At 34.2% G+C, this 12,438-nt stretch carries 10 protein-coding genes; 3 read left to right on the forward strand and 7 right to left on the reverse strand.

What is annotated here, in order from left to right; genetic code table 11:
* Positions 1–83: 83 nt before the first annotated feature.
* Together C1638_RS14085 and dusB are read left to right on the forward strand one after the other, a co-directional pair.
* Entirely contained in the window at positions 84–3,311 is a 3,228-nt protein-coding gene (locus tag C1638_RS14085) for a DUF8818 domain-containing protein (protein WP_109621974.1), read from the forward strand.
* A gap of 143 nt (positions 3,312–3,454) precedes the next feature.
* Positions 3,455–4,450, forward strand: coding sequence for a tRNA dihydrouridine synthase DusB (gene dusB / locus C1638_RS14090; protein ID WP_109621976.1), 996 nt, complete (start codon positions 3,455–3,457; stop codon positions 4,448–4,450).
* Between the two features lie 57 nt (positions 4,451–4,507).
* Here the strand turns inward: dusB and deoC are convergent, their stop codons facing one another.
* The 5 genes from deoC to C1638_RS14115 all read right to left on the reverse strand — a co-directional run bounded on the left by deoC (position 4,508) and on the right by C1638_RS14115 (position 8,982).
* Positions 4,508–5,248: a deoxyribose-phosphate aldolase gene (gene deoC / locus C1638_RS14095; RefSeq protein WP_109621978.1), complete on the reverse strand. Its 741-nt coding sequence runs from the start codon at positions 5,246–5,248 to the stop codon at positions 4,508–4,510.
* A gap of 4 nt (positions 5,249–5,252) precedes the next feature.
* Positions 5,253–5,723, reverse strand: coding sequence for an Lrp/AsnC ligand binding domain-containing protein (locus C1638_RS14100; protein WP_109621980.1), 471 nt, complete (start codon positions 5,721–5,723; stop codon positions 5,253–5,255).
* A gap of 27 nt (positions 5,724–5,750) precedes the next feature.
* The gene (locus tag C1638_RS14105) at positions 5,751–6,686 is read right to left on the reverse strand and encodes an endonuclease/exonuclease/phosphatase family protein (protein ID WP_109621983.1); all 936 of its coding nucleotides are present in this window, start codon (positions 6,684–6,686) and stop codon (positions 5,751–5,753) included.
* Between the two features lie 365 nt (positions 6,687–7,051).
* A complete protein-coding gene (gene trmD / locus C1638_RS14110) occupies positions 7,052–7,723 on the reverse strand; it encodes a tRNA (guanosine(37)-N1)-methyltransferase TrmD (protein WP_109621984.1) in 672 nt (223 codons plus the stop codon).
* Positions 7,720–8,982 carry an NAD(P)/FAD-dependent oxidoreductase gene (locus C1638_RS14115; protein WP_109621986.1) on the reverse strand — a complete coding sequence of 421 codons (1,263 nt, stop codon included), beginning with the start codon at positions 8,980–8,982 and terminating at the stop codon, positions 7,720–7,722. Before C1638_RS14115 ends, trmD begins: the two co-directional genes overlap by 4 nt.
* A 65-nt stretch (positions 8,983–9,047) precedes the next feature.
* On the opposite strand from C1638_RS14115, the gene C1638_RS14120 reads away from it, so the two are divergent.
* The gene (locus C1638_RS14120; RefSeq protein WP_109621988.1) at positions 9,048–9,911 is read left to right on the forward strand and encodes a glycoside hydrolase family 25 protein; all 864 of its coding nucleotides are present in this window, start codon (positions 9,048–9,050) and stop codon (positions 9,909–9,911) included.
* An 81-nt stretch (positions 9,912–9,992) separates the two neighbouring features.
* Here C1638_RS14120 and C1638_RS14125 read toward each other — a convergent pair whose 3' ends face one another.
* Both C1638_RS14125 and C1638_RS14130 read right to left on the reverse strand, forming a co-directional pair.
* Complete coding sequence (locus C1638_RS14125; RefSeq protein ID WP_109621990.1) at positions 9,993–11,642, reverse strand: alpha/beta fold hydrolase; 1,650 nt, start codon at positions 11,640–11,642, stop codon at positions 9,993–9,995.
* Between the two features lie 147 nt (positions 11,643–11,789).
* The gene (locus C1638_RS14130; RefSeq protein ID WP_109621993.1) at positions 11,790–12,302 is read right to left on the reverse strand and encodes a 5' nucleotidase, NT5C type; all 513 of its coding nucleotides are present in this window, start codon (positions 12,300–12,302) and stop codon (positions 11,790–11,792) included.
* Positions 12,303–12,438: the final 136 nt, after the last annotated feature.

A 12,438-nucleotide genomic window follows, 5' to 3' on the forward strand; every position in this document is an offset into this window, starting at 1 on the left:
AATTGGATTAATTTTCTGTTAATAATGCTAAGCATCTTAGCATTAACATTTTTTAATTACTTTTACCAATTATTTTTCAGGAGTTGCGGAATTTTTTTATCCTACTTGTTTTATTTTTCTTAGGCATATTTTCAGGAAGTGCTCAGGTATTCTCATGGAAAAATCCTAACGTTCCTGAAGACAGTATTAAAAGAGACAGTATCCTTACAGCAAAGCTTGAGCAGGATATTTTCGCAAAAGATACTTTAGACTTTATACGAACCAATAACCGAGTTATTATTGATGAAGCTGTACTGGCTAAAAATGACAAGAAAAGATTTTTAGGGGAACTTAATTCTAAGGGGTCTATTATCCGTGGGATTACGTTTGGTAATAATCAGGGGCAATCGGTACAAAGTTCTATGGACCTTCAGATTTCCGGAAGGCTTTCTAAAGATGTCACTATTTTAGCAAGTATTTCGGATCATAATCTCCCTATTCAGGCAGATGGTTATACGCAAACTTTGGAGGAATTTGACAAGATCTATATGCAGCTTAACATTAAGGATAAATCTATTCTTAGAGCCGGCCATTTGGATCTTGTAGAATCTAAGAACTATTTTGCTAAATACCAGCGAAGAAGTATGGGTATTCAGTTTCAGACTGAATTTGGAAAGGAAAACAAAACGTTTGTAGATATTTCTGCAGGGGTGGCTCGAAGTGAGTTTCACAGAGTCCGTTTTCAGGGTATTGAAGGAAACCAGGGGCCTTATCGTCTGACCGGAAAAAATGGCGAACAGTTCATTACTCTTATTTCCGGTTCTGAACAGGTTTTCATTGACGGAATCTTAATGAAACGTGGTGAAAACCAAGATTATGTAATCAATTATAACACTGGTGAAGTTACCTTTACCAGTTTCCGTCCTATTTTTCAACAGAATTTTATCACCATTTCCTATAACTATGCCAATAGAAATTATTCAAGGTATTTATTTACTGGGAAATTAGAGCATCAAAGGGAAAAATTCAAGGTTGGGCTGAACTGGTTTATGGAGAATGATAACAAAAATGCCCCTCTTTCCTTAAGTTTATCAAAAGAAGATGAACAGATCCTTGCTAATGCCGGGAATGATCCTAATCTGATGTATGCACCATCTGGGGTTGTGACTGAGTATGATGTGAATAAGATTTTATACCGTTTAAGTCCTGCCGGAAATTTTTATGAATTTTCCACGGATCCTAATGAAACACTTTATCAAGTTTCTTTCACCTATTTTGGGCCCAATCAAGGAGATTATAAAACGTCACAAACTACCAATAACGGACGTGTTTTTGAATATGCAGGACCTAATGCAGGAGATTACAGAGCTGTAAGGAAGCTACCGTCCCCTCAGAAGTCTCAAGTGTTCTCACTTAATTCTGAATATTTATTGAATGAAGGTAAAATCGGAGCCGATATCTCTTTGAGTAACTATGATGTCAATTTATTCTCATCTAAGGACTCTAATCAGAATATGGGGTATGCATGGCGTATCTTCGGAAATAAAACCTTTGCAAAAAGCTCATGGAAAGGAACTCCAAGTTTTGAGTACCAATATATTGACAAACAGTTTCATATCCTTGATCGTATTAATGATGTGGAATTCTCCAGAGATTTTAACTTAGTACAGGAGTTTAACAAAAAGACGCAGAACAGATTTATATTCAGCTTCTTGAACAAATGGAACAATAAGTCTACTTTAAATTATCGTGTCAATTATTTGAATGAGCAAGATTCTTATAAAGGGCTTAAAAATGATCTGGACTTTGGTTGGATCACAGGAAAATTCTTTACAAAAGGAAATTTATCTTATCTGAATACTACTGCAACTCTTCAGGATACCAAGTTCATTCGTGGAGGAGTATCTACAGAATTTACCGGCAAAAAAGGGAGCTGGGCAATTGGTGGAAGCATGGAGCATAATGAGAAGAAATACAATGACACTCAGCTTATGGATGTCACAAGTTTCAGTTGGAAAGAGCTTTTTGTTCAGAAGAAAATTGGTGACAGTACCCGCACCAAATTGCTTGCTAAAGTATATATGAGAGATAATGACTCTGTACGTGATAACAGGCTTCAAAATATGAACAATATTTTGGGGATCATGGCAGAAAGTCAAATTATCAAGACAGAAAGAACATCTTTAAATGTCTTAATTCATTATAGAAAATTCTTTTATCAGAGTGCAGAAGCTAATGTTACCAGAAACAATGATTTTGTGGTAGGAAATATTCTTTACAACCAACAACTTTTCAGAAACGGTATGCGACTTCAGGCTTTCTATGAGCTTGGAAACGGGCAGGAAGCACAGAGAGAATTCCAATATATTAAAGTAACGGATGGACAAGGTGTCTATAAATGGACGGATTACAATGGAGACGGCATTCAGCAGCTTGACGAATTTGAAATTGCTGAATATTCTGATTTGGCTCAATATATTAGAGTTTATACCAACTCTGTCAGATATATTCCGTCTAATAAAAACAAGATACAGCTTGCTTTGTTTGTTAACCCTGCTATTGTTTTTAATTCGGAAAATGGATTTTTAAAACGCTGGAATTTCAATATTTCTTTAAATTCTCAAAATTCATTCTATAAAAAGGATAAAGTATTGGTATTGAATCCATTTGAGAAAAATAGTGACCAGATTCTTAAAAATCAAAACATTTTAGCCTCTGTACAATTCAATCCGACGGATAAATCTGGTTGGAATGGAAATTATAGATTCATCACCAACGATAACCTCATCAATGCTAATTTCAGCAATGAAGAGCGTGAACAGACCTCTCATTTCCTAAATTTAGGATATTGGTTTAATAAGGAATTCAGGGTAGATTGGGAAAATTCCGTTCATGATATCAAAAACTCTTCACAGCTATTCGCGACAAGGGATTATCGCTTAAATAATTTTGAAACCAAACCAAAAGCAACTTATAAATTCACAGATGCTCTTCAGACTGAGCTTTCTTCTGCATACCGCCAAAAGAAACGATTAGATGGAGAAGAAATATTAAAGGCATTTGATGTTACAGGAACCATTCAATGGGAGTATAGAAAGACTTCTATCCGTGGAAATTTCTCTTTTATCAACAATAACTTTAGCGGAAATAACTTCAGTATTGTCGGCAACCAGATGCTTGATGGCTTAAAGCCTGGGAAGAATCAGGTTTGGAGTGTATTCATTCAACAAGCCATCAACTCATTTATTCAATTAAACTTTAACTATGAGGGAAGAAATTCCGGAGAAAGAACCATTCATATTGGAAGCATGCAGGTAAAGGCGAGTTTCTAAAAAACCTCATTATCAAATTATTACAATTTATTTTATATTGAAATTCTATTTCTATTTCACTATCATTGTATCCATATCTTCATCATTTACACTAATAGATAATATCATATTTTTCACTATTTAGAATTTTGTAAATTTGCACCATGATAAAAATAGGCAACATAGAACTGCCGGAATTTCCGCTTTTGCTAGCTCCAATGGAAGATGTAAGTGACCCTCCATTCAGACGTTTGTGTAAAATGCACGGCGCAGATTTAATGTATTCAGAATTTATTTCTTCTGAGGGTTTAATTCGCGATGCTATCAAAAGCCGCAAAAAGCTCGACATCTTCGACTATGAAAGACCAGTTGGTATACAAATTTTTGGTGGTGATGAAGAAGCAATGGCCATGTCTGCAAGAATTGTAGAAACGGTAAATCCGGATTTGGTTGACATTAACTTTGGATGCCCTGTAAAAAAGGTTGTCTGCAAAGGAGCAGGTGCAGGAGTTTTGAAAGATATTGATCTTATGGTTCGCCTTACAAAAGCAGTAGTAAGCTCTACCCATCTTCCTGTAACTGTTAAAACCCGCTTAGGCTGGGATAGTACTTCCATCAACATTGATGAAGTAGCAGAACGTTTGCAGGAAACCGGAATCAAAGCTCTTACCATACACGCCAGAACCCGTGCACAAATGTATAAGGGTGAAGCAGATTGGGAGCATATTTCAAGAATTAAACAAAATCCTAATATTGAGATTCCTATTTTTGGAAATGGGGATATAGACTCTGCTGAAAAAGCATTAGAGTACAAACAAAAGTATGCATGTGACGGTATTATGATTGGTCGTGCAGCTATCGGTTATCCTTGGATATTTAATGAAATTAAGCATTTCTTTAATACTGGTGAACACTTACCTGCTCCAACTATTTCAGACCGATTATTGGCAGTACGTCAACATGCTGAATGGAGTGCAGAATGGAAAGGAGAAAGATTAGGACTGGTTGAAATGAGACAACACTACAGCAACTATTTCAGAGGGATTCCTCACTTCAAGGATTTTAGAAAAAAATTCCTGGAGGTTTTCACTATGGAAGAGATGAATATCTTAATTAAAGAAACTCAACAATTCTACGAAGAATATCAAGCTCAGATATAAAACAAAAAACCATCAATTTGATTGATGGTTTTTTTATTCTTGTTTTCAATATCAGTCTTAATATCCCGATGAAGATTCATTTTTAATGAGTGCCAGTGCTGAAGAGGTTCCGATTCTCTTTACCCCCATGTTAATCATTTTCTCAGCATCTTCAGGAGTTCTTACTCCTCCGGCTGCCTTTACAGGAAGTTTCCCAGCGTTGTCAAGCATGATCTTTACTCCCTCAAATGTTGCTCCATTAGGCTTTCCACCTGTTGTTTCATAGAATCCTGTTGAAGATTTTACGAAAATTTTAGACAAATCATTGTCAGAAAAGTTTTCTTCTGCCCAGTTGGAAATATCTTTGGTAAGATCAGCAATCTGTTCATCGGTTAAAGCTGCAATTTCAATAATCCATTTAGCGATTTTATGATGTTCCAAAGATAATTTGGTACATTTCACAAACTCTTCTTTTACCAATTCTGTATTCCCTTGAAGATAAGCATTGTAATTAATAACAAAATCCAATTCATCAGCATTATCTTCTATTGCTTTTGAAGCTTCTGCAAGCTTTTCATCAACAGAATACGTTCCTTCGTGAAATCCTATTACAGTACCTACTGCAACATTTGAATTTCTTTCCTTAATATATTTTTTAATCTCTGCTACATAATCCGGACGGATCATTACGGCAAAAATACCATTATCAATAGCTTCCTGAGCAAGTTTTTTATTTATTTGAAGAGTTTCTTCATGTGAGATACCTGATTGTTCGGGTGTCTTCAAATAAGTTGAATCCAAATATTGGGCTATGTTCATATCGTTATACTTTCAATTGTCTGTAAATACCTTGTTCCAAAGATATAAAAGTTTCTGTTCTTGTTACTCCTTTCAATTTTTGAAGTTTGTTAAGGATTTGCATCAAATGATCGTTATCCTTACAAAGAACCTTTAAAAATATTGTATAATTACCTGTAGTATAGTGGGCTTCCACTACTTCATTGATATCATGTAAAGATTTTACTACTTCTGGGTAGTGACTTGGCTGATCCAAGAATACACCAATGTAACAAATTACCTTATATCCAATTTTTTTAGGATTAAGAAATGAAATTGAATTTTCAATCACTCCTGCATGTTCCAGTTTCTTAATTCTTTGATGTACTGCAGTTGTAGAAATTCCTACATTTTTTGAGATGTGTGCTAAAGACGTTTTAGCATTATCCATCAGCATATAGATGATTTCCTTGTCAATTGAATCTAAATGATAGCTTGTGTTGCTCGAATTTTTCATTTTCTACTTTTTTATTATTTATGTTTTTTACTGTAAGTTTTTAAACTTCACAAAAACCGGAAAGTGATCGCTATATCCACCTAAATACCGTGTACCGGCATAAGTTCGGAAAGGTCGTCCTTCAAAATTTCTGGTTCTGCTGCTGATTTTTTCAGAATTAAATATGTGAGCATCCTGAAAAGCCAGAGTTTTATTATCAAGAAAAGATCTTGACATAATAATCTGATCATACAACAATCCAGACTTATAATGAAAAGTAGAATAATTTCTGGTAGAAAACAACTCCTGAAACGGGTTCATTAGAACCTTTTCATGATCATTGTCATAGAGAATTTGCACTAAATTTTCATCATCCGGGTTTTCGTTAAAATCACCACACAATATGACATGTTCCTTATCATCATCTACAATTTTCAAGATCCGTTGCCGGACCTCATTCAGTATAAAGGCTCTTTTGGGTTTATTGATATCTTTCTCGCGCTTAGAGGGAAGGTGAGCGATAAAGACATTAATAATTTCCCCTTTATATTTAATTTTAGAAAAAAGTACATCCCTAGTTGTATCGTAATTTCCTGTGTTTTTATTAACTATTTCAAAAAAGAAAGTAATGGTTTCAGAATCTATTACCTCTACTTTATTTTTATCATATAACATGGCTACATCTACCTTCCTTTCGTCCATAGAATTGTAATGTACAATCCCATATTCCGAATTAAAAGGTTCCATCTCCACAAGATCCTCCAAAACTTTCCTTCCGGAAACTTCAGACAATCCAATTATAAATGGCATTACACCATTATCCTCCTTCATCAATTCAAATACGTGTGAGATTTTAAAAAGTTTATTTTTATATCTCTTTTCATCCCAGTTTCTTAAACCTGATTGGGTAGGATCTAATTTATGAACAGGTTTAGGATCAGGTAAGAATAAATTTTCAACATTATAAAAAGAGAACAGTTCCATCAACACAAATTTCTATACTTTAATTAATATGTCCTTTTCTTAAAACGCAAATTTATTATTTTTTTCAAAATTCATTTGATCTATCTATAATATTGAAAAATCAATTTATAACAATAAATATTTCAAATATAATAAAAAATACCAATAAAAACATCTATATTGAATTGAATTTTCAATCATCTCTTTAATTCATTCTGTATATCGAAATCTAAATAATATACAAAAATCAAAATAATAGAAATAAAATTTCAACTTAAAAACAAAAATGCTAATATTTTACTTTTCACTTGCAATAATAACAAATATTATTCCATTTGATATATTAACAAGCGGGATCAATAAAAAAAGAGCGTTTCAATGGCTTTTTAAAGCAGATCTGGACGTTTTTCTTTTGTAATTCTTACGGCTTCATCGTGACGCCATTCTTCAATTTTACCAAGATTTCCACTTAACAAAATCTTAGGAACATCTAATCCCTTATAACTTTCGGGTCTTGTATAAATAGGAGGAGATAAAAGATCGTCTTGAAAACTGTCTGTTAGAGCACTTTGCTCATCATTCAAAACTCCGGGAAGCAGTCTTATAATAGAATCAGCAAGCACACATGCTGCTAGTTCACCTCCAGTAAGAACATAATCTCCTATTGAAATTTCCTTTGTAATATGTAGATCTCTAACTCTTTGATCAATTCCTTTGTAATGTCCACAAAGAAAAATCAGATTATTTTTAATAGAAAGAGTGTTGGCAATTTTTTGATTCAAGGTTACTCCATCAGGAGTCAGGTAGATTACCTCATCATACTCTCTTTGGGATTTAAGCTCTGAAATACATTTGTCTATTGGTTCAATCATCATCACCATTCCTGCACCACCTCCGTAAGGTTCATCATCAATTTGCCTATGCTTATTGATTGCCCAGTCTCTTAGATGATGAAAATGCACTTCCGCCAGTCCTTTATCCATTGCTCTTTTCAAAATAGAGGTATGAAACGGACTTTCCATCAATTCTGGAAGCACGCTTATTATATCAATTCTCATTGTAATGTTCCGTTTTTCTTAGTAGGTATAATAATTAATCTTAAAGAAGAATCTTTGTTGATATAGCTCCACATCCAGTTAAAGAATATGGCCAGCTTATTTCGAACGCTCAAAATTAGCATTAAATGGAGAAACATCCAGAAATACCATGCGAAAAATCCTTGAAATTTAATGAATGGTAAATCTACAACCGCTCTGTGCTTTCCAATAGTCGCCAGCGAGCCTTGGTCATCATATTCATATTCGTTCCATTCTCCTGAAGTTTTCTTTAAAAGATTTTTACCTAGATTCTTTGCTTGATTAATCGCTACGTTAGCAACCTGAGGGTGGCCTTGTGGATATTTTGGTGTCTCCATATAAGCTATATCCCCAATTGCATAAATGTTGTCGTAGCCTTTTATTTTATTGTGTCGATCTACTATATATCTGTTTCGAGCTAATTTATCTTCCGGAAAGCCGTCTATTACATTCCCTGTAACGCCTGCTGCCCAAATAACATTATTAGAGGGTATTTCTTTGCCACTTTTCAGATGTACTTTTTCTCCATCGTAATCGGTAACAATTTCTCCGCTCATAAAAGTTACACCAAGATCTTTCAGATATTTTTCTGACTTTTCCTGGGCTTCACTGCTCATTACTGCAAGAGGTTTTTCTGTAGAACTAACCAGAATAATCTTTAACTGATCGAAGTTCATGTAAGGATAATCCCTTGGAAGAATATCTTTTTTCATTTCAGCAAATGCTCCTGCAAGTTCTACACCTGTCGGGCCACTTCCTACAATAACGATATTCCAGTTTCCGTCATCGCTTCTACTCTTTTCAATAATCAATTTTTCAAAGGTCATCAAAACATGATTTCTGATACTGATTGCTTCCTGAGTATTTTTCATCCCGAAAGCTTTTCCTTCAAGTTCTTTGTTACCGAAAAAATTAGTTTTACAACCTGTTGCAATAATCAGTTTGTCATAGGTAAATTCTGCTTCATCGGTAATCACCTTATTGTTTACAGCATCAATTTCTCTGACATCTGTCATCCGGAACTGAGTGTTTCTGGATTGCTGAAAAATCTTTCGGAAAGGGAAAGAAATATTGGAGGGTTCTATCCTCCCGGAGGCTACCTGATAAAAAAGCGGTTGAAACATATGATGGTTCATCCGATCCAGAACAATGACCTTTTTGTTCTTATTATTTAATGTTTTTGCAAGCTGCAGCCCCGCAAATCCTCCTCCTATAATGATGATTTTTTCGCGTGTTTCCATAATACACAAATTTACTGATTTTATTTAGCATTTAGCAGTGAAAAAAGTTAGTTTTGCAAAACTTTATGACACCAAAAAAGTACACCAAAAAAACTGCCAAACAGATTCATAAGACCCGCCGAAAGAATTATTTTTTCCGTCGATGGGTGATATTGGCAATCTTAATAGTTGCTTTAATTGGAACCGGATTTTATCTCAAACAATCCGTAAGCTATTACTACGCCCTGTACTTCAATAAATTTACTCATAAAAAACTTCATAATAGTGAAAAGGAAGCTTCAAGGATTCAAAGGGTTTTAGCCAATAATCTTGATAAAACCTATGGCTTTGATGTTTCTCACTATCAAAACAGGGAAGACATCAAATGGGACAGCCTAAGCATTGGAAATAAAACAATTCCTTTGGAGTTTGTGGTAATGCGTGCAACCATGGGGAATCGCAGTGCTGATAAGCATTTTGATGAATTTTGGGGAATGGCTAAGAAGCACAATCTCATTCGGGGAGCTTATCATTTTTACAGAGCTGATGAGGATCCTGTAATTCAGGCCAACAATTTTTTAGCTAATGTAAAACTGGAAAGTGGTGATCTTCCACCTATTTTGGATATTGAAAAAATCCCAAAACGTAAAACCAATAAAAAACTGATTGAGGACTTAAAGGTATGGTGTAAAATTGTGGAAGAAACATATGGTGAGAAACCCATTATTTATACTTACTATCATTATTATAAAGATTTTCTGAAAGGCGAATTTGAAGGCTACCCACTATGGCTGGCCAACTATAATGATGTTCCTACCCCCTCTCCTAATGACCAGTGGGATTTCTGGCAATTTACAGAAAACGGAATCGTTCATGGGATCAATACCAAGGTAGATCTTGATATTTACAATGGAAATTCATGGTCTTTAAAAAGACTGACGTTGGATTAATAGAGAAGAACCCAAAAGATGGAAGTTATTATGACTTGAGATAGCAATACCCAACCTCCATCTTTTTGTTTTAGGCTCTAATTATTTTTTCAAGAATTTCATAATATCGGAATTTAATTCATCAGCTTTTTCAAAAGGAACCATGTGGGTAGTATCCTTATAAATTTTCAATTCTGTGTTAGGAATTTCTTTTGCGATAAATTCTGTATGCTCTGGCTTAATAACATCCTTATCTCCCACAATAACCAATACCGGACTTTTTATTTTATTCAAATCTTTTTTACTGATGTTAGGTTCAGTAAGCATAATCTTTAATAATCTACGTTCATTGAATATTTCAGGAGTATTTAATTGATTTAGCTGGTTCATTTGACTAGAGAACCGAGCAAGAAGTTTTTCGTCTACTCCTTCAGGAAAAGCGTTGGCACCGATTATGACCAGCTTATTAAGATGATCCGGATATTTCAACGCGAATTCTAATCCTGTACATCCTCCATCACTCCATCCTGCAATATTAATTTTATCAAGTTTCAAATGGTCTGCCAATGCCTTTACATCATCTGCAAACAATTTATAAGTAAAATCTTTTTTTGAGATATCCTTGCTTTTTCCCTGGCCTCTTGTATCTACTGCAATTACCTTATACTGCTTGGATAAAACCGGAATTTGTTGATAATAATCTTTTATACTTCCTGAATTACCATGAAGCAATATCAAAGGATCGCCCTCTCCATAAACCTCATAATAAAGATCAGTATGTTTCAATTTCAAATATTTCCCTACAGATTCATTTTTACCATATAGGGATAGATCTGCTTCCTGAATATATTTTGAGTTGTCAGAAATCCAATCCTGAATACTATCATCAGAATACCCAGCAGCATCCTCTTTCGTCTCTTTTCCATTTTTATCCATTTTCACATCGATATTAATAGCCGGCGCCGCGATTGACATTTTCATCCAGTCACCATAAAATTCTCTTATAAACCCTGTTCTGAATAATGCTGCACTAATTTTAATACTTCCATTAAATTCTTTTAAAAACTGAATTCCAACAAAAAACTTTCCCTGAACCCAAATATTATGATCATTAACATCCAGTGTATAGGTTCCGTCTTTTATCATGTCTTCGGTAAGTTCAACAGTAATTTCTTCATCCAGAATGTTTTTATCCGGAAAACCATTTTTTTCACTGTAAATACTGTATCGCATCAAAACAGGTTCAGTAGAAGTATAGCGGGCGATATTCAGATTAATGTTCTTAATCTTGGATCTTTTCTTTGCATTAAACTCCAGAGCTGTTTCTCCTAAAAAATCCTTTTTACTCATTGCCGGATTCACTGAATACAAAACACTTTTTGTCTTTGTATTTACACCCCAGTTTTTATCTACCAACTTTTTAGGCTTAATGGCAATTTCCTTGATATTTTTAATCTTCTCTTTTAAAAATATTTTCTGTTGATCATGCTTTTTAAAATCCTGTACCGTTTCTTCGTACAACTCATATCCTGGAACTTCAATCTTTACTATTTGTTGTAACGCTAACTTGGAAAGGTCTATTGAAAAATTTCCTTTCTCGTCAGAAATTGTTCCATTGGTATTTTTTTCGATTCCAACTTTTACATAAGGAATAGGTTGGTTTTCATTTTTAGAAATAATTGTTCCGGAAATGACTTGTGCATCAAGTGTGGAAATAGCCAAAATAAAGAATAAGGCATTACGTTTTTTCATGTTAAAAGTTTGATGCAAACTTATTTATTTTACATGACCAATCTTCATAAGACCTTATTAAATTTGGAACCCTTTTAGTTAAATTTGTTTTAAATTTCCAGTCTTTAAGGGAAATTCATCTACATCTATTTAAACGTTATCCTATTTCTACAAAATATTCATGATCTCTTCCCATGAGTTTACCCTCTTATATGTTTCATTTTCTATCAGTTCATTATGAGGCTGGGTAAAAATCAGTCTATCACCTGAAAAATGATCTAAATTTTTTGGATAATCATCAATCATTACATCTCCCGACACTACCCTTTTGCTTCCGCAAAGAACAATCTGCTCCCATGTGATGAATGGAAAATGCTCTGCCAGCCAGTCATATTTTTCTCTGAGACTGTTGGGAAACTCCATTCCTGCAGAGACAATGTAGAGTTCATATTTATTGTTTAAATACTCCATCGCTTCACGGCTGCCTTCCATTACAGGCAAGGTGCGGAAAAAACCCACCTCATTCACATGCTTTTTCCCATTAGGAAAGACCTCTAATTCAGGCTTCCCAACCATAGTACCTACTTCAAGATCTTTTCCTGTATCTCTCTTTTCAAATTGTGCCAACTGATGATATACATCTGCCATTACTCCATCCATATCAACAATTACTTTTTTCATACTTCATTATATTATTTGTTATTAATGATTATTTTTTATCAACTGCTATCAAATTTACAGAATAGTTTTCTCAGGCAGTGGACACAGTTTATTAAAAAATCGTAAATAATCATTTTTATAAAAGAAGTTCCGGAAA

The organism is Chryseobacterium oncorhynchi, from assembly GCF_002899895.1.
Taxonomy (GTDB): domain Bacteria; phylum Bacteroidota; class Bacteroidia; order Flavobacteriales; family Weeksellaceae; genus Chryseobacterium; species Chryseobacterium oncorhynchi.

Excerpts from the sequence above, each read along its gene's own strand:
- dusB (WP_109621976.1), top strand. The coding sequence starts at position 3,455 with ATGATAAAAATAGGCAACATAGAACTGCCGGAATTTCCGCTTTTGCTA.
- deoC (WP_109621978.1), bottom strand. The coding sequence starts at position 5,248 with ATGAACATAGCCCAATATTTGGATTCAACTTATTTGAAGACACCCGAA.
- C1638_RS14100 (WP_109621980.1), bottom strand. The coding sequence starts at position 5,723 with ATGAAAAATTCGAGCAACACAAGCTATCATTTAGATTCAATTGACAAG.
- C1638_RS14105 (WP_109621983.1), bottom strand. The coding sequence starts at position 6,686 with ATGGAACTGTTCTCTTTTTATAATGTTGAAAATTTATTCTTACCTGAT.
- trmD (WP_109621984.1), bottom strand. The coding sequence starts at position 7,723 with ATGAGAATTGATATAATAAGCGTGCTTCCAGAATTGATGGAAAGTCCG.
- C1638_RS14115 (WP_109621986.1), bottom strand. The coding sequence starts at position 8,982 with ATGGAAACACGCGAAAAAATCATCATTATAGGAGGAGGATTTGCGGGG.
- C1638_RS14120 (WP_109621988.1), top strand. The coding sequence starts at position 9,048 with ATGACACCAAAAAAGTACACCAAAAAAACTGCCAAACAGATTCATAAG.
- C1638_RS14125 (WP_109621990.1), bottom strand. The coding sequence starts at position 11,642 with ATGAAAAAACGTAATGCCTTATTCTTTATTTTGGCTATTTCCACACTT.
- C1638_RS14130 (WP_109621993.1), bottom strand. The coding sequence starts at position 12,302 with ATGAAAAAAGTAATTGTTGATATGGATGGAGTAATGGCAGATGTATAT.